Annotated in this window: 24 protein-coding genes and 1 tRNA gene; 13 read left to right on the forward strand and 12 right to left on the reverse strand. The window is 68.5% G+C overall.

Features of this window, described 5'->3' with window-relative positions; genetic code table 11:
- Positions 1–8 precede the first annotated feature (8 nt).
- The 4 genes from arsM to E3N86_RS07125 form a co-directional block, all read right to left on the reverse strand.
- Complete coding sequence (gene arsM, locus E3N86_RS07110; protein WP_134511633.1) at positions 9–797, reverse strand: arsenite methyltransferase; 789 nt, start codon at positions 795–797, stop codon at positions 9–11.
- A gap of 174 nt (positions 798–971) precedes the next feature.
- Entirely contained in the window at positions 972–1,724 is a 753-nt protein-coding gene (locus E3N86_RS07115; protein ID WP_134511634.1) for an SGNH/GDSL hydrolase family protein, read from the reverse strand.
- A gap of 49 nt (positions 1,725–1,773) precedes the next feature.
- Complete coding sequence (locus E3N86_RS07120) at positions 1,774–2,382, reverse strand: HEAT repeat domain-containing protein (protein ID WP_134342996.1); 609 nt, start codon at positions 2,380–2,382, stop codon at positions 1,774–1,776.
- A 49-nt stretch (positions 2,383–2,431) separates the two neighbouring features.
- Complete coding sequence (locus E3N86_RS07125) at positions 2,432–2,896, reverse strand: GNAT family N-acetyltransferase (RefSeq protein ID WP_158250258.1); 465 nt, start codon at positions 2,894–2,896, stop codon at positions 2,432–2,434.
- A 55-nt stretch (positions 2,897–2,951) separates the two neighbouring features.
- Here E3N86_RS07125 and E3N86_RS07130 point away from each other — a divergent pair, with 55 nt between their 5' ends.
- From E3N86_RS07130 to E3N86_RS07140, 3 genes are read left to right on the forward strand one after another with little or no spacing between them, the layout of a single operon-like run.
- Positions 2,952–3,398 carry a MaoC family dehydratase N-terminal domain-containing protein gene (locus E3N86_RS07130; RefSeq protein WP_104100749.1) on the forward strand — a complete coding sequence of 149 codons (447 nt, stop codon included), beginning with the start codon at positions 2,952–2,954 and terminating at the stop codon, positions 3,396–3,398.
- Positions 3,395–3,829 (forward strand): MaoC/PaaZ C-terminal domain-containing protein, encoded by a 435-nt coding sequence (locus tag E3N86_RS07135; protein ID WP_104100750.1) that lies wholly within the window; start codon positions 3,395–3,397, stop codon positions 3,827–3,829. The genes E3N86_RS07130 and E3N86_RS07135 overlap by 4 nt, the downstream gene beginning before the upstream one ends.
- A gap of 13 nt (positions 3,830–3,842) precedes the next feature.
- Positions 3,843–5,021 (forward strand): UDP-N-acetylmuramate dehydrogenase, encoded by a 1,179-nt coding sequence (locus E3N86_RS07140; protein ID WP_134511635.1) that lies wholly within the window; start codon positions 3,843–3,845, stop codon positions 5,019–5,021.
- 65 nt (positions 5,022–5,086) lie between these two features.
- Here E3N86_RS07140 and E3N86_RS07145 read toward each other — a convergent pair whose 3' ends face one another.
- The 4 genes from E3N86_RS07145 to E3N86_RS07160 form a co-directional block, all read right to left on the reverse strand.
- Positions 5,087–5,659: a hypothetical protein gene (locus E3N86_RS07145; protein ID WP_134511636.1), complete on the reverse strand. Its 573-nt coding sequence runs from the start codon at positions 5,657–5,659 to the stop codon at positions 5,087–5,089.
- On the reverse strand, positions 5,659–6,990 hold the full coding sequence (locus tag E3N86_RS07150; protein ID WP_134511637.1) for a PspC domain-containing protein: 1,332 nt from the start codon (positions 6,988–6,990) through the stop codon (positions 5,659–5,661). The genes E3N86_RS07145 and E3N86_RS07150 overlap by 1 nt, the downstream gene beginning before the upstream one ends.
- Before the next feature lie 402 nt (positions 6,991–7,392).
- Positions 7,393–7,842, reverse strand: coding sequence for an ABC transporter permease (locus E3N86_RS07155; protein ID WP_134511638.1), 450 nt, complete (start codon positions 7,840–7,842; stop codon positions 7,393–7,395).
- A 37-nt stretch (positions 7,843–7,879) separates the two neighbouring features.
- Positions 7,880–9,082, reverse strand: coding sequence for a pyridoxal phosphate-dependent aminotransferase (locus E3N86_RS07160; protein WP_104170384.1), 1,203 nt, complete (start codon positions 9,080–9,082; stop codon positions 7,880–7,882).
- Between the two features lie 171 nt (positions 9,083–9,253).
- Here E3N86_RS07160 and E3N86_RS07165 point away from each other — a divergent pair.
- The 5 genes from E3N86_RS07165 to rplA all read left to right on the forward strand — a co-directional run bounded on the left by E3N86_RS07165 (position 9,254) and on the right by rplA (position 12,080).
- Positions 9,254–9,326 (forward strand) — tRNA-Trp (locus E3N86_RS07165).
- Between the two features lie 42 nt (positions 9,327–9,368).
- Positions 9,369–9,644, forward strand: coding sequence for a preprotein translocase subunit SecE (gene secE, locus E3N86_RS07170; protein ID WP_104100756.1), 276 nt, complete (start codon positions 9,369–9,371; stop codon positions 9,642–9,644).
- A gap of 134 nt (positions 9,645–9,778) precedes the next feature.
- Positions 9,779–10,762, forward strand: a complete 984-nt coding sequence (gene nusG, locus E3N86_RS07175) for a transcription termination/antitermination protein NusG (RefSeq protein WP_134343003.1) — start codon at positions 9,779–9,781, stop codon at positions 10,760–10,762.
- 103 nt (positions 10,763–10,865) lie between these two features.
- Complete coding sequence (gene rplK, locus E3N86_RS07180; protein WP_104100758.1) at positions 10,866–11,297, forward strand: 50S ribosomal protein L11; 432 nt, start codon at positions 10,866–10,868, stop codon at positions 11,295–11,297.
- A gap of 93 nt (positions 11,298–11,390) precedes the next feature.
- Positions 11,391–12,080: a 50S ribosomal protein L1 gene (rplA, locus tag E3N86_RS07185; protein ID WP_104100759.1), complete on the forward strand. Its 690-nt coding sequence runs from the start codon at positions 11,391–11,393 to the stop codon at positions 12,078–12,080.
- Positions 12,081–12,154: 74 nt separating this feature from the next.
- On the opposite strand, the gene E3N86_RS07190 is transcribed toward rplA, so the two are convergent.
- Entirely contained in the window at positions 12,155–13,714 is a 1,560-nt protein-coding gene (locus tag E3N86_RS07190; RefSeq protein ID WP_104100760.1) for an APC family permease, read from the reverse strand.
- Positions 13,715–13,923: 209 nt separating this feature from the next.
- Here E3N86_RS07190 and E3N86_RS07195 point away from each other — a divergent pair, with 209 nt between their 5' ends.
- From E3N86_RS07195 to E3N86_RS07205, 3 genes are all read left to right on the forward strand, one after another.
- Positions 13,924–15,189 carry a CaiB/BaiF CoA-transferase family protein gene (locus E3N86_RS07195; RefSeq protein WP_174843002.1) on the forward strand — a complete coding sequence of 422 codons (1,266 nt, stop codon included), beginning with the start codon at positions 13,924–13,926 and terminating at the stop codon, positions 15,187–15,189.
- 38 nt (positions 15,190–15,227) lie between these two features.
- A complete protein-coding gene (locus E3N86_RS07200) occupies positions 15,228–16,382 on the forward strand; it encodes an acyl-CoA dehydrogenase family protein (RefSeq protein ID WP_104100791.1) in 1,155 nt (384 codons plus the stop codon).
- A 70-nt stretch (positions 16,383–16,452) separates the two neighbouring features.
- Entirely contained in the window at positions 16,453–17,112 is a 660-nt protein-coding gene (locus tag E3N86_RS07205; RefSeq protein WP_134415396.1) for a GntR family transcriptional regulator, read from the forward strand.
- A 10-nt stretch (positions 17,113–17,122) separates the two neighbouring features.
- Here the strand turns inward: E3N86_RS07205 and E3N86_RS07210 are convergent, their stop codons facing one another.
- A complete protein-coding gene (locus E3N86_RS07210) occupies positions 17,123–17,896 on the reverse strand; it encodes an ATP-binding cassette domain-containing protein (protein ID WP_134511639.1) in 774 nt (257 codons plus the stop codon).
- Between the two features lie 416 nt (positions 17,897–18,312).
- Between E3N86_RS07210 and E3N86_RS16800 the strand changes: the two genes are divergently transcribed.
- Complete coding sequence (locus E3N86_RS16800; protein WP_158250260.1) at positions 18,313–18,465, forward strand: hypothetical protein; 153 nt, start codon at positions 18,313–18,315, stop codon at positions 18,463–18,465.
- Between the two features lie 206 nt (positions 18,466–18,671).
- On the opposite strand, the gene E3N86_RS07215 is transcribed toward E3N86_RS16800, so the two are convergent.
- Both E3N86_RS07215 and E3N86_RS07220 read right to left on the reverse strand, forming a co-directional pair.
- Entirely contained in the window at positions 18,672–20,102 is a 1,431-nt protein-coding gene (locus E3N86_RS07215; protein ID WP_134511640.1) for an FAD-binding oxidoreductase, read from the reverse strand.
- 83 nt (positions 20,103–20,185) lie between these two features.
- Positions 20,186–21,676, reverse strand: coding sequence for a helix-turn-helix transcriptional regulator (locus E3N86_RS07220; protein ID WP_104170391.1), 1,491 nt, complete (start codon positions 21,674–21,676; stop codon positions 20,186–20,188).
- 186 nt (positions 21,677–21,862) lie between these two features.
- On the opposite strand from E3N86_RS07220, the gene aceB reads away from it, so the two are divergent.
- Positions 21,863–23,545 carry a malate synthase A gene (gene aceB / locus E3N86_RS07225; RefSeq protein ID WP_104100766.1) on the forward strand — a complete coding sequence of 561 codons (1,683 nt, stop codon included), beginning with the start codon at positions 21,863–21,865 and terminating at the stop codon, positions 23,543–23,545.
- The last annotated feature ends 68 nt before the right edge of the window (positions 23,546–23,613 follow it).

The raw sequence follows: 23,613 nt of genomic DNA on the forward strand, positions 1-23,613 counted from the left end.
TGGCCGGTCTAGGCGGCGCCGGCCGGCTTGACCGCCCGCACAATGGCGCCGTGCATCCCGTCGGTCACCCCGTGGGTCAGGGTGACGCCCACCTGCTCGAAGCCCGCGGCGGCGAGCAGGGACTTGTACTCCGTGATCGAGAGCGCGCCGGCGATGCAGCCCACGTGGGAGCCGCGCTCGGCCCGCTGGGCGGGAGCGAGGTGGTTCTCGGCCACGACGTCGGACACTCCGACGCGGCCGCCGGGCCGCAGCACGCGAAACATCTCGCCGATCACGGCGGGTTTGTCCGTCGACAGGTTGATCACGCAGTTGGAGATGACGACGTCGACGCTGCCGGAGCCTAGTGGGATCTCCTCGATCGTGCCTTTCAGGAACTGGACGTTCTGCGCCTGGGCTGCGGCCGCATTATGCCGGGCAAGGTCGAGCATCTCGTCGGTCATGTCGAGGCCGTAGGCGAACCCGGTGGGGCCGACCCGGCGGGCGGAGAGGAGCACGTCGATGCCTCCGCCCGAGCCGAGGTCGAGCACGGTTTCGCCGGCCTGCAGGTCTGCGACCGCCGTGGGGTTGCCGCAGCCGAGGCTCGCCAGCAGGGCCGCGCCCGGGAGGTCCGCGGTCGACGCGTCGTCGTAGAGCGCGGAGCCGAAAACCAGGCTCTCGTCGATGGCGGCCGGTTCGCAGCAGCCGGCGGCAGGCGTCTCGGTGAGCAGCGACCGACGCCCCTCATTCGTAACCGAGACGGCCACGCTCGCGTAGCGGGCCCGCACCTCTTCGCGCACCGGGTTACTATTCTCGCTCATGGTGTTCTCCCTCGACTGAGACCTACATACATTGATGACTATCGATGCAATCTACCGCCGAAAATCGATCGCCGTCAATCCGCGCGCGTGAGGGGACGCAAATCGACTCTCCCGGGCCGGATGCGGGCCCGACGCGGCAGCCTGGTCGCGGCGCGGGCGCCCCTTCGGGAAAGATCAGCCGACATCGACCGGGTCCAGGGTGGGCCGCTTGGGCGGGCGGCCGTCTCCGGAGGAGCGTCCGGTGAGCCGGCGTCCGATCCACGGCAGCACGAACTCGCGGTAATACGCGGTCGTGCTCTGCACCTGCTCGTCGGCCGCGGCGGGCGCATCCAGCCACTCCACCGGAACCGGCACCCCCAGCTCGGCCAGCACGTTTGTGGCCACCCGGGTGTGCCCGAGCGCGTTGAGGTGCAGTTTGTCGACCGACCAGAACCGCTTGTGCTCCAGCTCGGAGTCGGCCCAATTGTCGACGAGCGTGACGCCCGGCCGGTCGAAGGCGGCGCGCGCGGCATCCGCCAGCTGATCGCCACGCCGGCGCATCAGGTTGCCGAGCGGCAGGTGGTGCGAGGGATTGCCGCCACTGAGCACCAGCACGTGCACGCCCTGCGCCTCGGCCCGGTCGACGACCTTCCGCATCAGGTCGACCACATAGGGGATCTCGACCCGCGGCCGCATCACGTCGTTGCCGCCGCCGCAGATGCTGAGCAGGTCGGGGCCGAGCGCGAGCGCGGACTCCAGCTGCTCCGCCACGATCGGGCCGAGCAGCCGGCCGCGCACGGCGAGGTTGGCGTAGGAGACGGGGTGGGCGGATGCCGCGGCGAGCCCGAGCGCGACCAGGTCGGCCCAGCCGCGCACCTGGCCGCCCGGCAGGTCGTCACCGACGCCTTCGGTGAAACTGTCGCCCATGGCCACAAAGCGATGGAACATCCGGACCCCCCGTCTCGGTACTGCGTGTGTGTCCCGGTTCCGGGCTCGGCTACGCGCTCGGGTGGGTGTGCCGGGTTCCGTGGGTCTGCTCGGTGCCCTGGCCCTGCTCGACCGTAAGGTTCCACCGTGCGTTGAGCACGTCGCGGGCCTGCTGGGCCGCGCGGCGCACCTCTTTGTCGGGGTCGCGCAGACGCTGCACGATGGTGGCGAGGTGGTCGGCGGTGCCCTGGGCGGCCAGCGCGTGCAGGGCCGCGGCGCGCACGCGCGGAACCTCGTCGGTGGTCAGGCGCACCAGCTTGGGCGCCACCTCGAGGCCGCGCAGCAGGACGACCTTGGCGCACATCTCGCGCACCCGCCAAGCCTGGTTGTTCATGCCGACGACGATGTACGGTGCCGCCGAATCGCCCCAGACGTAGAGCAGCGCACGGGCACCCCACAGCTCGGGCCAGTAGAGGGCGGGGGCACCTTCGAGGATGCCCAGGGCGTGGCGTCCGCCGGCGTAGAGCAGGAAGTCCTTGCCGGCGTTCTTGGCGCGGAGTAGCGCGACGGAATTGTCGATGACGGCCTGTTCGCCATAATGCGCGACGGCCGCATGGATGCGTTCGGCCGTGGGCAGGTCGATGGGAAGGTCGGGATGTGGCTCTAATTTGTTAGGCATGACGTGTCTACGCTAGCAAGCGGGCGTGTCGCAGGCCAATGCCGGACTGTCAGGCGGGGCGTTCCGGGGAGGCAAACGTGCGCTCGAACCCGGTCGCGTTCTCGTAGATCCCGTAATTGCCGATCTCCCGGTAGCCGAGGCGCCGGTACAGCGCGAGCGCCTCCGGCTGCGCGTGGCCCGTCTCCAGGCGCAGGTGCCGGTAGCCGAATTGCTGCGCCACCTCCTCGAGGGCGGCGAGCAGGGCCACGGCGTGGCCCTGCCGGCGGTAGGCCGGGTTGGTCCACATCCGTTTCACCTCGCCGGTCGTCTCGCTCAGGCGACGGATGCCGCCACCCGCCACCGTCACGCCCCCATCGAGCAGCACGAGGAAGGTGCCGCTCGGCGGGGCGAAGGCATCCGCCGGCACGTCGTGCACCGAGTCGCCGTCGCCGTAGCGCTCGTCATACTCCCGCGCCAGGTCGGCCAGGAGCGGGACCACCTCAGGGTCACCCAGACGCACGCGCTTGATCTTCACACCAGCCAGTCTGCCCGATGGCGCCGTCCCCGGCCGAGGCCGGTAAACTCGGCCTGTGTCTGTCAACCCCGAACTGCAGGGCCGGGTCTTCCCGCCCGTCGCCCCCTATCTCGTCGGCCGGGAGAAGGTGCGCGAGTTCTCCCGCGCGGTCTTTGCCACGAGTCCGATCAACCTCGACCCGGAGGCCGCGCGCGCCGCGGGCTACGCCGACGTCGTCGCCCCGCCCACATTCGCCGTGGTCGTTCAGGAGGCCACCCTGGCGCAGCTTCTGGCCGTCCCGGATGCCGGCATCGACTTCACCCGCGTCGTGCACGGAGACCAGCGGTTCACGTTCAGCCGCCCGATCGTGGCCGGTGACGAACTCACCGCCACGCTCCACGTGGCCGGCGTAAAGAGCCTCGGCGGCCACTCCATGGTGACGGCCGTGTCAACCATCGTCGACGCCGCCGGCGCGCACGTCGTGACCGCGACCTCCACCCTTGTCGTCAGGGGAGACGAATGACCATCATCGCTACGCCCCGCCTCGCTGACCTGACCGTCGGAGACGTCGTCGCCGAGGGCACGTTCCCGCTCACGCGCGACTCCCTCGTGCACTACGCCGGGGCATCCGGAGACTTCAACCCCATCCACTACCGCGACGACGTGGCCGTGTCCGTGGGACTGCCCGGCGTGCTCGCGCACGGCATGCTCACCATGGGCTTCGCCGTTCAGCCGGTCGTCGCCTGGGTCGGCGACCCCGGCCGCATCGTGGACTATCAGGTGCGGTTCACCCGCCCCGTGCTCGTGCCGGCCGACGGCGCGGCGGTCGTGACCGTGGTCGCCAAGGTCGGCGCCATCGACACGGATGCCGGCGTCGCCCGCATCGACCTCATCGTGTCGTCGGGCGAGGTGACTGTGCTGGGCAAGGCGCAGGCACGCGTGCGCCTTGTCTGAGTGGTCGTTCCCGATGACGAGCCCCGCTGCCTCCGCGCCGACCTTTGCCGACCTGACCACCATGGGCGTCGGCGGCCCTGCCGCCCGGATGGTGTCGCCCGCCACCGAGCAGGACCTTGTCGACCAGACCCTGATCGTGTGGGCCTCGGGCGATGAGTGGCTGCTGCTCGGCGGCGGATCGAACACGATCGTGGCCGACGAGGGCTTCGACGGTACGGTGATCCGGGTGCTGACCCGCGGGGTGGACGTTGTCTCGGCTTCCTCTCCCGCGTCCCCTTCGCCGTCTGATCACCCGGACCGGCTGGTGCTGCGAGTGCAGGCCGGCGAGCCCTGGGACGAGCTGGTGGCCTACACCGTGGCGCAGGGCTGGTCCGGTATCGAGGCACTCTCCGGCATCCCCGGTTCGACCGGGGCCTCCCCGGTGCAGAACATCGGCGCCTACGGCCAGGAACTCGGCAACAGCCTGGCTGCCATCGACTTCCTCGACTACGACAGTGGCGAACGGCGACGGATGGAGGCTGGCGAGCTCGAACTGGGCTACCGCACCTCGGCTCTGAAACAGGGGCTCCGCGGTCTGGTGATCGCGGTCGAATTGAACCTGCACGACACGCAGAGCGAGGCATCCGTTCTCGGCGGCGCGCTCAGCCGGCCGGTGTCCTACCCGCAGCTTGCGACCGCACTCGGCGTGCAGCTGGGCGATCGGGTGCCGCTCGCGCAGCTGCGGGGCGCCGTCCTGGCCCTGCGCGCCGGGAAGGGCATGGTGCTCGACCCGAATGACGCCGATACCCGCAGCGCCGGCTCCTTCTTCACCAATCCGATCGTGTCGCTGGCGTTTTCGCGCACATTGCCGGACGCCGTGCCCCGCTGGCCGCTCGCCGAGCAGGAACTGCCCGACCGGGTGATCCCGCTCGACGAGTATGCCGGCGTCGGACCGATCCCCGGGGAGCGGTCCGTGCCGCTCGTGAAGCTGAGCGCCGCCTGGCTGATCGAGCACTCCGGGATCTCGCGCGGCTTCCGGCTGCCGGGCTCCCGCGCCGCGATCTCCAGCAAGCACACCCTTGCGCTGACCAACACTGGCGGGGCCACCGCCGACGAGATCGCGCAGCTCGCCCGGCTGGTGGAGGCTCGCGTGCAGTCCGAGTTCGGCGTGATCCTGCAGCCCGAGCCCGTGCTCGTCGGCCTCGACGCCTAGCGCGGCCCGCGCCGCTCTCGCGGGCCTGAAGCCGTCAAACCGGGGTGTGAGCGCGGGCGGGGGCGTCAGCCGGCGCGGCGGAGCGCTGCGATGATGCCGACCACGATGAGCAGGAGTCCGATCACGATCACGCCGCCGAGCAGCCAGAGCGTGGGATCGGCGGGAGCAGGCGCCAGCACCCCGAGCAGCACGTAGCCGGCCAGGGCGAGCAGGATCACTCCCCAGACGATCGTGCTGAACAGCGGGCGGCGGAGGGGTCGCATGGATGCCTCGGGGTACGCCGGTTCGGCGGCGGCGGCGGTCGGGGCCGCGGCGCGGGCCGTCGGCACTGGCGCGACCGGAAACGGCGGGTCCGAGGCGAGAAACGCCGGTGCCGTCGCTGGCGGCTCGACGGAGGGCTCCATCGCGTAGTCGGGGATGGGGCTCGGACAGGCGACCGTGTGAGCCGGGGCTGCACGGGTGGTCTCAACCTCCACCTCGTGACCGCTCTCCCCATGGCCCTCGGGCTCGGCGGGCGCGGGGTCAGGTGATGCCGTCACAGACGTGACGGCATCCGTGGGCTGATAGTCGAGCGGCCGGGCGAACGGCGGGTTCGGCGGCTCGTTCGGCGGCTGGTTCGGGTCGGGGGTCGTGGTCATCAGGGTTCCAGACGCGAGGGGCCGACGACAGTGACCTGGCCGAGCGCCGTCCAGACGCGGACGCGGGCCACGGTGCCGGTGCCGTCGTCGTTGAAGGTACGCGAGTCAGAGTAGAAGGCGCCGCCCTGCTGCACGGCGACCGAGCCGCCGACGTAGTCGATCCCGCCGGCCAGCGCATTCGTCTCCACCAGCACGGCCCGGCCGCGGGGCAGGATCAGCTCGGTGACGCCCACGCCCATCCAGATATCGATCGTGCGGTCCTCCACGCTCGCCGCGTTGAGGGCCGTGAGATCGATGGTGGCCCGGCCGGAGAGCACGGCATACCCCGGGGGAGCAGCGTCGGCATCGGCGCTGACCGTCCAGACCGGGATGCCGACCAGGAAGAACGCGGTGCCGCTCGGGAATAGGCCCAGCAGCACCAGTGCCACCGCCGCAAGGAAGGCGAACCCACCCAGGGCGCCGCTCTGCTTTCCGCGAATGCCCGACACGATGATGCCAACGGCCAGCACCCCCAGCGTGACGGCCAGGCCCAGCACCAGCGCGGCATCCGACCAGTTGCCGCCCGACCACACACCGGCGGCGACCGCGCCGCAGAGCAATGCCGACCCGAGCACGATCGCGCTGAAGCCGGCCCCGGGGCGAAGGTCGCGCCAGGAGCCGCGTCCGGGTGGTGGCGCGGCAGGGCCGCCGACGGTGACGGCGCCGCCGGCTGTGCCGGCTGTCCCGGAGCTGCCCGCTGCTTCGGCGGGCTGCATGGCCCCGAAAGCGACACCGGCCCCGATGCCTTCCGCGGCGGTGCTGTGCGGGTACCCGCCGGCCGGCGCCGTGGTGCGTCGGGCCAGGAAGAACACCAGCCAGATGAGCCCGATCGTCACCCCGACGCTCCAGCCCACCGCGAGTGTGGTCGCCAGCCAATCGGGCAGCACGGCCGCCGGGCTCTGCCACCACAGGCTGCGCGTGTAGGAGGCGAAGCTGATGCCCACCAGCGCGATGATCCCGATCATGACGGGCGGGAAGACGCCGCGAACGGCCTGTTCGGCATGGATGCGACCGGTCGGGCCGGGCAGGAGAGCCCAGCCGACCGCGTACGTGAACAGAACCCGACCGCCGAGGACGCCCAGCGCGATGGTCACAACTCGCACCAGCGTGGGGTTCAGCCCAGCTCGCAGTGCGACTCCGCCGCAGACGCCGGCCAGCCAGCGGTCGCTCCCGCGCACGATCCCCGTGGAACGGATTGCGGCGAAGAAGTCGTTGCTCTCGTCGGAGGGGGTGGGGGGAGTGCCGGGCCCCGCGGCCGACGGCGTCGTCTGGCTCTCGGGTGCGTCGGTCATGCTGCCAGTGTGCTCGCGGTGGCCCAAGCCGACAATGCCGGGTGTCGTTCGGTGAGTGAGCCCTGATGGCTGCGGGCGATGGGGGTTCGCGGCTCGGGGTTCCGAGGTCGTTGTTCTGGAGGCCGACGCAGGCGCGCAGTGGACCGCGACGCGGGATGGACGTGCGCTGCAAACGCCGTGTCGGTCGAGTCTGGGCACTGCCGCAACTCGTCCCGAACGAATTCGACGGAGATTTCGCTCTGAACAGCGCGTTTGAGCTCAAAAATGGGTGTTTGGCCCAAAATCTCCGTCGAATTGGTTCGACGCCGGGCCCGGTGCTCAACCTGTGATGAAGAGTGTCCACGCGGTGCGGTCAGCTCTGACCTTCCGTGAGCGACACAACAAGCCGTTAGGAGACACGCCCTAGGTGTCCTTGCGGATCCAGCGAAACGTGACCCGGCTGAGCACCAGCCCCACCACCAGCCAGATGAGCAGGCTCAGCGCGATCAGCGGAAAGTCCCGGGAACCGCTCTGCACAAGGTTCGCGAAGCTGTCGGGCAGGAACACTCCGCGCATGCCCTTCGCCATCCACTTCAGTGGGAATACGCTGGCCGCGTTCTGCATCCAGTCGGGCAGCAGGTAGAACTGCAGATAGACGCCGGAGATGAACTGCAGGATCGGCACGATGGGGATGACCAGCGGCAGCGGAATGCCGACGATCAGGGCGGCGGTGTGATGACTGAGGAAGGCGCCGGGTGGTATCCGTCGCAGGATGGCGGTGCGGCGCTCGAGCGTGGACAGGGTGCCGGAGATTGTCCACAGCCCCGGCCGAGCGACAGGAAGGGGGGAGCAGAAGGGCCCCTGACCCCCCAAGCTGTCGGTTCACCGGCGAGCCGTTTGGCGCGCTGCGCTAGGCGAACAGCCGCTGGAGGCGCTGCACGCCCTCGAGCAGGGCCGCGTCGCCGAGCGCGTAGGAGAAGCGCAGGTAGCCGCTGGGGCCGAACGCCTCGCCGGGCACGACGGCCACCTCAGCCTGGTCCAGGATAAGATCGGCCAGCTCCAGGGAGGTGGTCGGGGTGACGCCGCCCCAAGTGCGTCCGAGCAGGCCGGTGACGTCGGGGTAGACGTAGAACGCCCCCTGCGGCGTCGGCGTGACGATGCCGGGGATCGTGTTCAGCTCGGCGACGATGACCTGTCGGCGACGGTCGAAGGCATCCCGCATGGCGATCGCGGCATCCTGAGGGCCGTTGAGTGCGGCGATCCCGGCGCGCTGGGAGATGTTCGACACGTTCGACGACAGGTGCGACTGCAGGTTGGCGGCGGCCTTCATCGCGTCCTGCGGGCCGACCATCCAGCCGAGCCGCCAGCCGGTCATCGCGTAGGTCTTGGCGACGCCGTTGACCAGGATGGTGCGGTCGGCCAGCGCGGGGACGGCCTCGACGATCGAGATCGCACGCACGCCGTCATACGTGAGGTTCTGGTAGATCTCGTCGCTGACGATCCAGAGGCCGTGTTCCTCGGCCCACTCGCCGATGGCCTTCGTCTGCTCGGGGGAGTAGACGGCTCCGGTGGGGTTGGACGGCGACACGAACAGCAGCACCTTGGTGCGCGGCGTGCGCGCCGCCTCGAGCTGCTCGACGGTGACGAGGTAGCTCTGGTCACTGCCGGCGAAGACGTCGACCTGCACGCCGCCGGCCAGCCGGATCGACTCCGGGTAGGTCGTCCAGTACGGCGTGGGCACGAGCACCTCATCGCCCGGGTCGAGCAGCGTGGCGAAAGCCTGGTAGACGGCCTGCTTGCCGCCGTTGGTGACGACCACCTGGCTGGGCGAGATCGCCAGGCCGCTGTCACGAAGCGTTTTGGCCGCAATGGCCTCGCGCAGGTCGGGCAGCCCGGCCGCCGGAGTGTACCGGTGGTTCTTCGGGTCGCGGACCGCCAGTAGGGCGGCTTCGACGATGTGCTCCGGGGTGGGGAAATCAGGCTCGCCCGCGGCGAAACTGATGACCGGCCGGCCGGCGGCCTGCAGGGCCTTCGCCTTGCCGTCCACCTTGAGGGTCGCGGACTCCGCAATGGAGCCGATTCGGGTAGAGATGCGCTTGGATTCGTGGGCCACGCTTCGAGCATACGGGGCTGCCTCGTTCTGCTGGGGCTGTCTCGGCTTTACAGTGGCCCCCGGGTGACCTAGACTCGACGAGGTAATTCAATTCTGCCAATTTTTTTTGCGCCCGCTTGTCGGTTCGTTCCGGGGTCCGAGTGCTACGAGGTAGTTTGACTTTCGTTCCATAGGGTGGTGGCTCAATTGGTAGAGCAGCGGTCTCCAAAACCGCAGGTTGCAGGTTCGAGTCCTGTCCGCCCTGCAAGTCGGTGGCATTCCGTCGGCACATGAAAGGTGTAATCAGGTGGCCCGAAAAGTTGTCGACGAACCCAGTGAGGAAATCGTCGCAAACGCGAAACTTGCGCTCGATTCCAAGCGCGGTCCTTTCGCTCGGATGTCCCTGTTCATCAAGCAGGTCATGGCGGAGCTCCGCAAGGTCGTCACCCCCACCCGCAAAGAACTCCTCAGCTACACGGGTGTGGTGCTGGTATTCGTTGTCATCATGATGGCCATCGTTTCCGCCTTCGACTGGATGTTCGCGCTCGCCGTCACGTACGTGTTCGGAACGCCGGGCGGGTAGGCAGCTTCCGGTGCCGCATCCGCTCCCAGCGGTCGCAGCCACGCATCAATGAAGAAGAGTCACTGCAGAACTCAGGGCAAACGCTGTTTGGGTCACGGTTTCGTACCCACGCAATAGAAAAGGATTGAAATTTAGTGACTGACACGAATCACGACGATGCCGATTGGGCCACCGCCGCCGAGCAGTCCTCCACCGAGGACGAGGCGCAGGAGGGCAACACCCTCGCCGCTGAAGAAGACTCCGTAGAGGCTGCCGAGCAGGTCGCCGTGCACGTGTTCGACCCGAGCATGGGCGTCGAAGTCAACCTCGACGCCGCGCTTGACGCGTTGGCCGAGCCCGCTGACCCCGACGCCGACGCTCTCGTCGACGAGGCCCTCGACATCGATTCCGACGACGAGGCCGAGGCCGCCGTCGAGGCCGTGGAAGACGAAGACGAAGTGGCAGTCGAGGCTGAAGAGGCAACGGATGTCGATGCCGAGCCCGCCGCGGACGAGACCCCCGAAGACCCCTACGAGGAATTCCGCAAGGAACTGCGCTTCCAGCCCGGCAAGTGGTTCGTCATTCATTCCTATGCCGGCTTCGAACGCCGCGTGAAGTCGAACATCGAGAACCGCAAGCAGTCGATGGCCATGGAAGATTTCATCTACCAGGTCGAGGTTCCGATGGAAGATGTCGTCGAGATAAAGAACGGCCAGCGCAAGATGGTCACCCGCGTGCGCATCCCCGGCTACGTGCTCGTTCGCATGGACCTCAACGAAGACAGCTGGTCCGTGGTGCGTCACACGCCCGGCGTCACCGGATTCGTCGGCAACGCGCACAACCCCACGCCGCTTCGCTTCGAGGAAGCCTTCGGCATGCTGAAGAGCCTCGTCGAGATCCAAGACGTCCCCACCGCCAAGACCGGCGGACACGGCGGCAAGGTCCCGACCCGCGCCCTCCCGGCCGAGATCGACTACGAGATCGGCGAGACGATCACGATCAAGGAAGGCTCGTTCGCGGGCCTGCCCGGATCGATCAGCGAGATCAAGGCGGAAAGCGGCAAGCTCATCGTGCTGGTTTCCCTCTTCGAGCGCGAAACCCCGGTCGAGCTCAGCTTCGACCAGGTCACCAAGCTCTAAAGGGACTGAACACCCTCCCCACGGATTTAAGTTCACCGGGGCCCGTCCGGGCCACCGGGAGAGCGGCCCCTGGCTGCTCGTCATTACAAAGTAAGGAAGAACAATGGCACCGAAGAAGAAGGTAACCGGTCTGATCAAGCTTCAGATCAAGGCCGGCGCCGCCAACCCCGCACCGCCCATCGGGCCGGCGCTGGGTCAGCACGGCGTCAACATCATGGAATTCTGCAAGGCGTACAACGCTCAGACGGAATCCCAGCGCGGCAACGTCATCCCGGTGGAAATCACCGTCTACGACGACCGTTCATTCACTTTCATCCTGAAGACTCCGCCGGCGGCGGAGCTCATCAAGAAGGCGGCCGGCGTCGCCAAGGGCAGTGGAACCCCGCACACCGTCAAGGTTGCGAAGCTCACCCAGGCCCAGGTCCGCGAGATCGCCGAGGCCAAGATGGTCGACCTCAACGCGAACGACCTCGACGCAGCGTCGAAGATCATCGCCGGCACCGCCCGCTCCATGGGCATCACGGTCGAGGCCTAACCACCTCCCCCAGGCATCCCGCCACCAGCAGTACGTGGAAGAGCCAGCCAGGCTCGCACCACACTCTCAATTTCGTTTTACAGGAGATTCAACATGGCACAGAAGTCAAAGGCCTACCGGGCCGCGGCCGAGAAGATCGACGCAGACAAGCTCTACACCCCGACCGAGGCCGTCACCCTGGCCCGGGAGACCGGCTCCGCGAACTTCAACTCGACCGTCGAGGTCGCCCTCAAGCTCGGCGTCGACCCTCGCAAGGCTGACCAGATGGTTCGCGGTACCGTGATTCTTCCTCACGGCACCGGTCGCACTGCCCGCGTCATCGTCTTCGCAACGGGCCCCGCGGCCGAAGCGGCAATCGCTGCCGGTGCCGACGAGGTCGGTGGCGACGAGCTCATCGAGAAGGTGGCCGCCGGCTACACCTCGTTCGACTCCGCCGTCTCGACCCCGGAGCTCATGGGCAAGGTCGGTCGTCTCGGTAAGGTTCTCGGCCCGCGCGGCCTCATGCCGAACCCGAAGACCGGAACCGTGACGCCTGACGTCGCGCGCGCCGTGTCCGACATCAAGGGCGGAAAGATCGCGTTCCGCGTCGACAAGCACGCCAACGTGCAGTTCGTCGTCGGCAAGGTGTCCTTCACCGCCGAGCAGCTGAATGAGAACATCAGCGCCGCTCTCGAGGAGATCGTTCGCCTCAAGCCCAGCTCCTCCAAGGGCCGTTACATCATGAAGGGTGCCGTTTCGACCACGTTCGGCCCCGGCATCGCTCTCGATGTGAACAGCATCTAGTCAGTTCCACCGCAGCCCGGCTGCACCAGGAGGGGCCCGTCGAAAGACTGGGCCCTTCCCTCGTTAACGGATGCTCACTCGCTGGCCATCGTGGGGCGTGCGTCTCTGCGTGCGGGGTCGTCCCGATCGGTGTTCTGCGGGTGCGCGCGAAGCATCGCGGCGACCGCGATCGCGTCGCCCTCCGGCTGGTGCGAGGTGGTGTGCGGCTTCGCGATGAAGAGGTAGAGCAGGCCGCTGCCCATCACTACAGCCAAACCGATCAGCACGATCCAGTCGTCGAGGAACACCCCGGTCGTGCCCGGGCGCGCCAGCAGGATCATGGCGGAGATCCCGTAGGCCAGGGCAATGATGTTCACGATGAACCCGAGAGGTCCCAGGCTGAACGGCCCGGCCGGACGCCACCCCTTGAACCGTTGGCGGAGCGCGGCCAGAACCACGGCCTGGAACGCGACATAGATGCCGAGCACCGCGAAGGCCGTGATCTGGGTCAGGATCGTGCTGCCGCCCAGGTAGATCACAACGCAGAGCAACAGCGGGATCGTGGACGCGACGATCAGTGCGTTGACCGGCACTGCCGTGCGCGGGGACACCTGGCCCAGCCAGGTCTTGCCGGGGACCATCCCGTCTCGTGCGAAAGAGAAGATCAGGCGGCTGGCCGCGGCCTGCAGGCTGAGCACGCAGGACAGGAAGGCCGTGATCGCCACTATGAGGAACAGCGTGGCACCGACCGTGCCGAGGGTCGCGTCCAGGATCGCGGGGATCGGGTCGATGTCTGTCCCGTCGACCACGGCCTGCAGGTCCGGCGCGGCCAGGACGTACCCGCCGAACGAGAACAGGGCGGAGACGCCGCCGACCAGGATGGTGAGGATCATGGCCCGGGGGATACCTCTGGCCGGGTCGGGCACCTCCTCGGCCACGTCGCCGCAGGCTTCGAAGCCGTAGAACAGGAACAGTCCGGCAAGCGCGGCCCCGAGGAACGCGGTGGCGTAACTGCCGTCACCCTCGACGCCCAGGGTGTCGAAGAAGACGCTGAACTCCTGCTTGCGCTGGAAAAGGAGTAGGTAGAGGCCGAGACCGATCACGCCGATCAATTCGGCAGCGAGCCCGATCCGGGCCGCGCGGGCCAGCATCTTCGTGCCGGAGAAGTTGAACGCGAAGGCCACGACGAGAAAGAGCACCGAGAGCCCGAGCGTGACCTCTTTGGTGACGGGCGCGTTGATCAGGCTGGCGAGGAACCCGCTGCCGAATTCCGCGACGGCGGTGATTGTGACGAGCATCGCCCAGACGTAGACCCAAGCGGTCATCCATGCGTACCTCTTGCCCCAGAGACGACGTGTCCACGGGTAGATACCGCCCGCGATCGGGTATTGGGACACCACCTCGCCGAAGACCAGTGCCACCAGCAGCTGGCCGGTGCCCACGATCACCAGCCAGAAGATCGAGGGTGGCCCGCCCGTGCTCAGGGCCAGGGCGAACAGCGAGTAGACGCCGACGAGCGGCGAGAGGTAGGTGAAGCCAAGGGCGAAATTGCCCCAGAGCGACATCGAGCGATGGAAGGTGTCTTCGTAGCCGAGGGCCTCGAGGTGCTCGGCGTCGCCGAGCCCTTTCCTCTGGGATGACGCGTGTGATGACATGGGAACCTTTCCGATCGAGCCGGAGAGCGAGAATGTGCTCACCATAGTGCTGTGCGCGCGCAAACGCACGGAACCGATGGATTCAACTTTCACCGAGAGTTCCCGTTCGCAGTTCCTGCCTCCGGGTCACGACCCGCCCGGTAGGATCGGAGTCAGAGCGGCCACTGGCGGAGTCCTGTGGTCCGAGTCGACGGGGACAGAGGTGGGTCGTGCCGCAGGACGCAACCGGGCAGCCGTTGGCGGGCCTTCGGGTCGCGGATTTCTCCCGGGTACTGGCCGGCCCCTACGCCACCATGATGCTGGCCGACTTCGGCGCTGACGTGATCAAGATCGAGAGCCCGGCCGGCGACGACACCCGGCAGTGGCTGCCGCCGGTCGACGCGCAGGGGGACTCCACCTACTTCGGGTCGGTGAACCGCAACAAGCGCAGCGTCGTCTGCGACCTCGGCACCGATGCGGGACTGGCCGTGGCCCGGCGACTCGCCGAGACCGCCGACGTCGTGGTGGAGAACTTCCGGCCCGGCGTGATGGACCGGTTTGCTCTGGGCTTCGAGCAGCTGCGGGCCGTCAATCCGAGCTTGGTCTACTGCTCGATCACGGGCTTCGGCGCGGGGGCCGGCGCCCGCCTGCCCGGCTACGACCTGCTCGTACAGGCTGTCGGCGGGCTGATGAGCGTCACCGGTCGCCCAGACGAAGAGCCGAGCAAAGTGGGAGTGGCCCTCGTGGACGTGCTCTCCGGGCTCAACGCGGTCAGCGGCGTCCTACTCGCCCTGCGTGCGCGTGATGCGACCGACGCGAGCGGGACCGCCGGCCACCGGGTGGAGGTGGACCTGCTGACCACCCTGCTCTCCGCACTGACCAACCAGGCCGCGGGCACCCTCGCGACCGGGCAGTCACCGACCCGGATGGGCAATGCGCACCCGAGCATCGCGCCGTACGAGCTGTTCGACGCCGCCGACCGGCCGCTGGTGATCGCGGTGGGCAACGATCGCCAGTTCCGGACCCTGGTGCGACTGCTCGGGGCTCCCGCCTTGGCCGACGACGACCGGTTCCGCGGTAACGCTGACCGGGTGCGGCACCGCATGGTGCTGAAAAAGTTGATTGAGGACCGGCTCCGGCCCGAGCCCGCGGCGCACTGGGTGGGCGTTCTGACGGATGCCGGTGTGCCGGCCGGCCAGGTCAACACCCTCGACGAGGCGTTCGCCTTCGCCGCCGCGCTGGGGCTCGACCCGGTGGTGGAACTGGGTGCGGCCGGCCGCACCAGCCGCCAGGTTGCCAACCCCATCCACCTCGCCGGCCGCCCGGCCGCCTACCGCCTGTGCCCGCCGCGGCTAGGCGAGCACGAGGGCGCCGACTGGCTCGCCCCGTCCCCGACCGCTGCCCCAGGGCGAGCCCCCGTACCAGCCCCCGTACCAGCCCCCGTACCAGCCACAGATCTCTATCGTGTTCCGCCGACCCCCAAAGGACTCTCGTGACCGCCGCAGGCCGCCCCACCCCGCTTGTGCACAGCCCGCTGGTCGACACCGTCTTCGACCTCGATGCCCTGCTCGAGCCGGAGGAGATCGTCTGGGCGCGCGCGGCGCGCGCTTTCGCGACCAACCGCATCCTGCCGACCATCGAGGACGACTTCGAGGAGAAGCACTTCCGGGCCGAGCTGATCCCTGAACTCGGGGCGGCCGGGTTCCTCGGCATGCACCTCACCGGGTACGGCTGCGCCGGCGCGGGGGCGGTGAGCTACGGGCTGGTCTGCCTCGAGCTGGAGGCCGCTGACAGCGGCTGGCGCACTTTCGTCTCGGTGCAGGGCTCGCTGGCGATGTCGGCCATCCACAAGTATGGGTCTGCGGAGCAGAAGCAGCGCTGGCTGCCGGGCATGGCCGCCGGCCAGCTCGTGGGCTGCTTCGCGTTGACCGAACCGACCGGCGGCAGCGACCCGGCCGCGATGGCGACCACCGCCACCCGGGGCGCCGACGGCTGGGTGATCGAGGGTGCCAAACGCTGGATCGGTCTGGCCAGCATCGCCGACGTCGCGATCGTCTGGGCCCAAACGGATGCCGGTGTGCGCGGCTTCCTGGTTCCGACCGACAGTATCGGTTTCACCGCCATCCCCATCGGCAAGAAGCTTTCGATGCGTGCGTCGATCCAGTGCGACGTGCACCTGGACGCCGTGCAGGTTCCATTCGATGCGATCCTGCCCGGTGCCGCTGGGCTGTCCGGGCCGTTCGGCTGCCTCAACGAGGCGCGCTTCGGCATCGTCTGGGGGGCCATGGGCGCCGCCCGCAGCTGCCTCGACGCCGCCATCCTGCGCGCGAAGACCCGTGAGGTGTTCGGCAAACCGATCGGGGCCACCCAGTTGATCCAGGCCAAGCTCGCCGACATGCTCGTGGAATACGAGAAGGGGGTGCTGCTGGCCCTGCACCTCGGTCGGCTCAAGGAGCGCGGCACGCTGACCCCCACCCAGATCAGCATCGGCAAGCTCAACAGCGTGCGCGAGGCGATCCAGATCGCCCGCGAGGCCCGCGTCATCCTCGGCGGCGACGGCATTACCAGCGAATTCCCGGTGATGCGCCACCTGGCGAACCTGGAATCGGTGCGCACCTATGAGGGCACCGACGAAATCCACCAGCTCGTGCTCGGGCGGGCCCTGACCGGCCTGAACGCGTTCTCCTGAGGCCGCGATGTGACATAGTGGCAAGCAGATTGGCTGTCGGGCCGATCGACGGGGGAGGAGCACAGTGGGGGTGACGGGGGGACAGACCGTGTTCGCGAACCTGCGTGCGCGCATCCTCTCGGGGGAATTGCCCGCCAGGGCCACGCTGCGGGAGACGGCGCTGGCCCAGGAACTCGGCGTCAGCCGCACCCCCGTGCGCGAGGCGCTGCGCCGGCTCGACGAGGCCGGCCTGGTGGAGTTCGTGCCGAACCGGGGTGCCACGGTCGTGGAATGGACCACCGAGCAGATCTGCGAGACGTATTTTCTTCGCGCGGCTCTCGAGAGCAGGGCGGCGGGCCTCGCGGCGGCGCGGATCGAGCCGGCCGACCTCGACCGGCTGGCCATCCTGATTGACGCCATGGAGGAGTTCGTGCGCGCAACCGACGCCGAGGGCATCGGCCGGCTGGGCGTGCTCAACGCCGAATTCCACCGCATCATCGTGGCCGCGTCGGGCGTCACCCAGCTGATGGCCCTGGCCGCGTCCGTCGGCCGCGCCCCGATGATGGCCTCGCTCTTCCGCCGCGACGCCGCCGTCTTCCGGGCCGGCAGCAACCACCACCACCGCGACATCCTCACGGCGCTATGGTCGGGAGACGCACTCTGGGCCGAGGTCGCCATGCGCTCGCACATTCTCGCAGCGCGCAACGCGGTGTCGTCGGGTCGGTCCGGATCGGGGACGGAACCGGCCTAACCGGAACCGGTCAGCCGCGCGCGTAGCGGGCCGCCTCGAGCAGGCTGTGGGTGTGCGGATGCCGCGGTGAAGCGAGGATCTCGGCCGCCGAAGCCTGCTCGACGACCCGTCCCGCCTCCACGACCGCCACTCGGTCGCAGATGGCGGCCGCCAGGCCGAGGTTCCGGGAGACCACGATGATCGACAGTCCGAACTCCTGGAGGAACCCGCGGCAGAGCTCCAGTGCGGAGGGCTCGCCCGCAGCCTCGACGGCGCGCGTCGGCTCGTCCAGGATCAGGATGTCCGGGGGCTGTGAGAGCGCGGCCGCGATCGTCACCTGGAGCAGCGCGGTCGGTTCGAGCTGGGTCGGAACCACCAGCGACGTCGCCTGCGGATCCGGCAGCCCGACCTTCTCGAGGAGTTCCAACGCACGCCGAGCGGCATCCGTTCGGGACAGACCCCCTGTCCGGCGCAGGGTTCGGGCGAGCTGGCGGCCGATGACCTGGTCCGGGGCCAGGCCCGTCGGCGCGGCAGGGGAAGTGAGAGAGATTTTCGTGTCGCGCAACCGGTTGAGGGCGCGCCGCGATGCCCCGACGAGCTCGATACCGTCGATCAGGATGGAGCCGGCCGCGATCACCGCCGGTTCGGGCAGCCGGCCCGGGATGGCCAGAGCGATCTCGCGTGCCCCGGAACCGGTGACACCGACCAGGCCGATGACCTCACCCCGCGCCACCGAGAGGGAGATGCCCGTGGCCAGCACCGGGGCACCCGTCTGGGTGCTCTCGGTAATCTGCAGACCGCGCACGTCGTCTTGCGGGCTGAGTGGCTGGACGCGCTGGACGGGGCGCGCCCCGGGCCGGGGATGAGGTGTTCCCCGAGCTCACCTCGCTCACGGCCTGTCCCGCTGGCCGCGGTGCCCCGCGTGATCGAGCAGGAGGAGCGGCCCACGGTCGAGTCCGGCGTCAGCCGCGACGAGGCGTGGCACTTCTGCAACCTGGGCCGCAGCCTGTGGAGGGGGACATGACCGCACGGTTGCTGGCCAACCCGGTCGTTGACCGAGGCCAGCGGGCCTTCGGGGACGACCATCCGGCACTCCGTCGGGGGCCTACGAGGCCGGCTGTTTCCGCGGTCGGTGGCCTTGTTCATCTCGCGGGCGGAACAATGCCTGCGCGAGATGGAACCGCACACCGACCGCGTCGGTGTGACCGAGGGTCGCAACGGGTGCTGGGTCAGATCCGCAGCCAGCTGGAATACCGGCCGATCATGGACCTCCTGAACGACCTGTCGAATCAGATGGACATCGTGCAGGCCACCAGCACGGCCTTTGAGGTCATCGGCGACCGCTATCTCCTGATCAGCGCCGTCCCGACCTGAACCCGGGGAGGCCTGAGCCGCGCCGCGGCATCCGTTGCCTCGGACCCGCGGATGCCGTGGCTCACCCACCCCGCCCGTCGAACCAATTTGACGGAGATTTTAAGGATGGAGCGCTCTCCCAACGTGGTTTAAACCGTTTTGAGCCAAATCTCCGTCGAATTTGTTCGGGCCGCGGACGCTGCCAGGGTTCCGAGCGCTATCGAGCCCTACGAGTCGAAGCCGAGGCCCAGCGCGTCGAGCGTCTTCAGGATGATGTTGCGGCGGCCTCGGTTGTGGTCGGCGCGGTCGAGTGACCAGCGCGTGGTCTGGATGCCCATCGAAGCGAGGGGCTCCGGTGGGAACGGGAGCGGCCGCCCGCGCACCATCTCCAGCTGCGTGCGCTCGGTCCTGCGCTCCGCCAGTTGGTCGAGCATGACCTTCGCCGCGAAGTGCGTCGCGGCCACGCCCAGACCGGTGAACCCGGCGGCGTAGCTGATCCGTCCGCCGCGGGCCGTGCCATAGAACGCGCAGAACTGGGTCGACGTGTCGATGGCGCCGGCCCACTGGTGGCTGAAGCGCAGCCCGGCCAGCTGCGGAAATGTGGTGAAGAAGTGGCCGGCCAATTGTTGGAAGCTTTCCGGCCGGTTCTCATAGCCGCTCCGCACTCGGGCTCCGTAGTGGTAGACCGCGTCGTAGCCGCCGAAGAGTATGCGGTTGTCTGCGCTCAACCGGTAGTAGTGGAACTGGTTGGCCAGATCGCTCAGCCCCTGCCGCTTCTGCCAGCCGATGGCGGTGAGCTGATCGGGCGACAGCGGCTCGGTCATCAGCACGTAATCGTAGACCGGCACCGTGGACAGGCGGTTGCGGGCCAGCAGCGAAGGGAACACGTTGGTCGCCAGCGCGGTCTTCGTCGCCCGCACCACACCCGACTCGGTGCGGAGCCGGGTGCCCTGCGCCGGAGTGAGTCCCTGCGTGTCCAGGTTCTTCACCGGGGTGTGTTCGAAGATCTCGACCCCAAGTTCGGTGGCGACCCGGGCGAGCTCGGTAGCTAGCTTACCCGGGTGCACGAGCGCGTTGCTTCGCTTGTGCCAGATGCCGGCCAGGTACGTGGGGGAGCCGACCTCGGCGCGCAGGGCCGCGGCATCCAGGAACACGCTGTCGGTCCCGGTCGGTTCCTCGCGCAGCCAGTCGACCTGGTGCTCCTCGACGGCCAGGTCGATGGCGCCGGTGCGCTCGAAGTCGCACTTCAGCCCGAGCTCGGTGACGGCCCGCTCGATCTCGTCGAGGTTCTTGAGGCCGAGTTCGGTGAGCCGGTCGATCTCCGTCGGCCAGCGGCGTCGGCCGTTCTCCTCGCCGTGGGTCAGGCTGGCCTCGCAGAAACCGCCGTTGCGGCCCGACGCAGCCCAGCCGATCGTGCGCGCTTCGAGCAGCACCACGCGAGCGCCCGGGTTCTCCTGCTGAGCGAGCACGGCGGTCCAGAGTCCGAGGTAGCCGCCGCCGACGATGGCGAGATCACAGTCGAGGTCGGCCGTGAGGGTCGGGTAGCCGGTCTGCGGAGACACGTCGTCCAGCCAGAACGGCGCGGAGCGGGTGTCGGCGAGGGCGCCCGCGATGACGGATGCGGCGGGCCTGGCCCGCTCGAAAATGGTCGTGCCCACGGATCGTCCTTTGTTCGGCGCGGCTCTGCTACTCGTTCATCATCTCAGGCGCGGTCCCCGTCGGCCATGTGCCCGCCCCGCTCTCATCTCACCGGCGCGTGCGACTCCAGAAACTGGAACACCTCGGTCTGGTCGACGCCGGGAAAGGTGCCCGTGGGCAGGGCCGCGAGCAGGCTGGTGGGCGTGCGCGCGGCCGGCCAGGACTGCCCGGACCAGCGCTCCGAGAGCTCCTCGGGCGCGCGGCGGCAGCACGACTCGTCGGGACAGGTGGACACGGCCCGGTTGTTGGTTTCGCGGCCACGGAACCACTTCACGTGCGTGAACGGCACGCCCACACTGACGGAGTAGTCGCCCTCTTTGGCCTTCTCGATGCGCGAGGTGCACCAGAAGGTACCGCTCGGGGTGTCGGTGTACTGGTACCAGGGGCTGAACCGGTCGGCGACGTGGAAGACGGTGCGCGCGGTCCAGTTGCGGCAGACCGTCGAGCCCTCGACCGCGCCGAGCGCGTCGCTCGGGAAGCGCACCGAATCGTTTTCGTACGCCTTGATCATGGTGCCGGACTCGTGCACCTTCATGAAGTGCACCGGGATGTCGAGCCGCGCGGTGGCGAGGTTCGTGAACCGGTGCGCCGCCGTCTCATAGGACACCGCGAAGGCGTCCCGCAGATCCTCCATCGAGATACGTCGAAGGTTCTTCGCCTCGGTGAGGAGTTTCACGGTGTCTTTTTCGGGCAGCAGGATGGCCGCGGTCAGATAGTTGGTCTCCACCCGCTGAGACAGAAATTCCGCATAGTTTCCGGGCTCCTCGTGTTCGCAGAGCAGGGTGGCGAACGCTTGCAGAATGGGGGAGCGGGAGTCGCGGGACGCCGACTGCTCGGTGGGCAGGTAGATGCGCCGGTTGCGCTTGTCCGTCACCGAGCGGGTCGAGTTCGGAAGGTCGCCCACGTAGTGCAGCGAGTAGCCGAGATGGGTCGCCATGTCGGCCACCACCTGGTGGGAAACCGGCCCGCCGGTGTGGCCGACCGCGGCGAGCAGGCGCTGCGCCTGTGCCTCGAGCTCGGGAAAGTAATTGTCCCGGGCCCGCATGGTGGCTCGCAGCTCCACGTTCGCTCGCCGGGCCTCCTCCGGGGTCGCCGCCCGCTCCCGGTGCAGGCGCAGGATCTCGTTGTGCAGGCTGAGCAGTGTCTGCAATGTTTCGTCGCTCGTTCCCCGGCCAACACGGATATGCGGCAGTCCGAGGGCGGTAAACACCGGGCCCCGCTGAGCGCGCTCGACGGCGATTTCCAGCGCCGCCCGCTCGGACGGGGCATCCGTTTTCAATAGGTCGTCGACCGTGGTGCCGAGCGCGGTCGCGATGGTGCGCAGCATCGACAGGCGCGGCTCGCGCTTGCCGTTCTCGATCATCGACACCTGAGAGGGTGCCCGGTCGATGGCGGCCGCAAGGGCGTCCAGAGTCATGCGCCGGTTCGTGCGCAGTTCACGGATGCGCCGCCCCAGGGTGAGCGCATCGAGCCCTGCCTCCTCGGGAGGAGCCGCGGACAGGGAGGAGCGGAAGGCGGGATCGACGGTGACCATGCCCCATGCTCACATACTCCGGGGATAACTTCTCGTAGCCAGAAGAAATGCTGTTCTTCTGTTATGCCGGCGACGGCGTGACCGGGTCTCCTAGTCCACAGTGGGAGTCAGGCAAGCAATGGCGCTTTCCCCAGGCGGCGCCAGTCACGCAGCCCTCCCCGTTCAACTTCCGAAGGAGCTCAGCCCATGAACACCCCGCCCCTGGCGACATCCGACCAGGTCCAGGCCGCCAGTCTGACCACGAACACCGGCAGTTTTGCCACCATCGAACCGCACCTCGAGATCACCGGCGATCTCGGTCCGCGCTATGAGGAGATCCTCACGCCGGAGGCGCTGGTATTCCTGGCCGAGCTGCACGACCGGTTCGCCGGTACGCGGCAGGACTTGCTGGCGACTCGACTGCGCAAGCGCGTGGATGCCTCCAATGGGCGCGACCCGGGATTCCTCACCGAGACCGCGCACATCCGTCGTGACCTCACCTGGACGGCTGCCGGTGCGGGTCCCGGGCTGGTCGACCGCCGGGTGGAGATCACCGGGCCGACCGACCGCAAGATGGCCATCAACGCGCTGAACTCGGGCGCGAAGGTCTGGCTGGCCGACCAGGAAGACGCCACCAGCCCCACCTGGGCGAACGTCGTCGAGGGCCAGCTGACCCTGTTCGACCAGGTGCGCGGTCAGCTGAGCTTCACCAGCCCGGAGGGCAAGCAATACGCCGTCACCGGCGACGCCACCGGCGCCACGCCCACCATCGTGATGCGCCCGCGCGGCTGGCAGCTGGTGGAGAAGAACCTGACGTTCGTCGATCGCGCGAACCGCCGGACGAACGCGTCCGGCAGCCTCGTCGACTTCGGGCTGTACTTCTTCCACAACGCGCAGCACCTGATCGAGGGCGGCAGCGGGCCGTACTTCTACCTGCCGAAGCTCGAGAGCCACGTCGAGGCCCGTCTCTGGGACGATATCTTCAGTCACTCGGAGGACCGCCTCGGCATCGAGTACGGCACCATCCGGGCCACCGTGTTGATCGAGACGATCCAGGCCGCCTTCGAGATGGAGGAGATCCTCTACGAGCTGCGTGACCATTGCGCAGGCCTGAACGCCGGACGTTGGGACTACATCTTCAGCATCATCAAGACGTTCCGCACCCGCGGGAGCCGGTTCGTCTTCCCCGACCGCAAGCAGATCACGATGACCGTGCCCTTCATGCGTGCCTACACCGAGCTGCTGGTGTCGACCTGCCACCGGCGCGGTGCGTATGCCGTCGGCGGAATGAGCGCGTTCATCCCGAACCGGCGCGACCCGGAGGTGACCCGGCGTGCCCTCGAGGCGGTGGCCGCCGATAAGAAGCGCGAGGCCACCGACGGCTTCGACGGCACCTGGGTGGCGCACCCGGACCTCATCCCGACGGCCCAAGCCGAGTTCGACCGCGTGCTCGGCGACCAGCCGAACCAGCTGCACCGCACCCGCGCCGAGGTGAGCGTCACGGCCGCCCAGCTGCTCGACGTGGAGTCCGTCGGCGGGCAGATCACCGAGGCCGGCGTTCACGACAACCTCACGATCGGGTTGCGCTACATCGAGTCCTGGCTGCGCGGCGTCGGCGCGGCGGCCATCGACAACCTGATGGAGGACGCCGCGACCGCGGAAATCTCCCGCTCACAGATCTGGCAGTGGATCCACCTGGGCTCGATCACCGCCGAGGGCATCCGGATCGACGGAACCTGGGTCGAGGAACAGCTCGTCGACGTTTACGAGGCACTCGAGCGCACGCCCGGAGACCGGTTCGACGACGCGCTCGAGGTGTTCCGGGCATGCGCGCTCGAGCCCGAGTTCCCGACGTTCCTCACCGTGGGAGCGTACGCCCGTTACCTGTAGCTCCTGGCCGCGTATGCGCGCACTCAGCCCGTTCAGCACTACTGAGGGGGCATCGTGCGCGCTCTCGC

Source organism: Cryobacterium sp. Hz7 (assembly GCF_004402815.1).
Classification (GTDB): domain Bacteria; phylum Actinomycetota; class Actinomycetes; order Actinomycetales; family Microbacteriaceae; genus Cryobacterium; species Cryobacterium sandaracinum.

Excerpts from the sequence above, each read along its gene's own strand:
- rplA (WP_104100759.1), top strand. The coding sequence starts at position 11,391 with ATGGCACAGAAGTCAAAGGCCTACCGGGCCGCGGCCGAGAAGATCGAC.
- E3N86_RS07220 (WP_104170391.1), bottom strand. The coding sequence starts at position 21,676 with ATGGTCACCGTCGATCCCGCCTTCCGCTCCTCCCTGTCCGCGGCTCCT.
- aceB (WP_104100766.1), top strand. The coding sequence starts at position 21,863 with ATGAACACCCCGCCCCTGGCGACATCCGACCAGGTCCAGGCCGCCAGT.
- E3N86_RS07190 (WP_104100760.1), bottom strand. The coding sequence starts at position 13,714 with ATGTCATCACACGCGTCATCCCAGAGGAAAGGGCTCGGCGACGCCGAG.
- arsM (WP_134511633.1), bottom strand. The coding sequence starts at position 797 with ATGAGCGAGAATAGTAACCCGGTGCGCGAAGAGGTGCGGGCCCGCTAC.
- E3N86_RS07145 (WP_134511636.1), bottom strand. The coding sequence starts at position 5,659 with ATGACCACGACCCCCGACCCGAACCAGCCGCCGAACGAGCCGCCGAAC.
- E3N86_RS07115 (WP_134511634.1), bottom strand. The coding sequence starts at position 1,724 with ATGTTCCATCGCTTTGTGGCCATGGGCGACAGTTTCACCGAAGGCGTC.
- E3N86_RS07140 (WP_134511635.1), top strand. The coding sequence starts at position 3,843 with ATGACGAGCCCCGCTGCCTCCGCGCCGACCTTTGCCGACCTGACCACC.
- rplK (WP_104100758.1), top strand. The coding sequence starts at position 10,866 with ATGGCACCGAAGAAGAAGGTAACCGGTCTGATCAAGCTTCAGATCAAG.
- E3N86_RS07150 (WP_134511637.1), bottom strand. The coding sequence starts at position 6,990 with ATGACCGACGCACCCGAGAGCCAGACGACGCCGTCGGCCGCGGGGCCC.
- E3N86_RS07120 (WP_134342996.1), bottom strand. The coding sequence starts at position 2,382 with ATGCCTAACAAATTAGAGCCACATCCCGACCTTCCCATCGACCTGCCC.
- E3N86_RS07135 (WP_104100750.1), top strand. The coding sequence starts at position 3,395 with ATGACCATCATCGCTACGCCCCGCCTCGCTGACCTGACCGTCGGAGAC.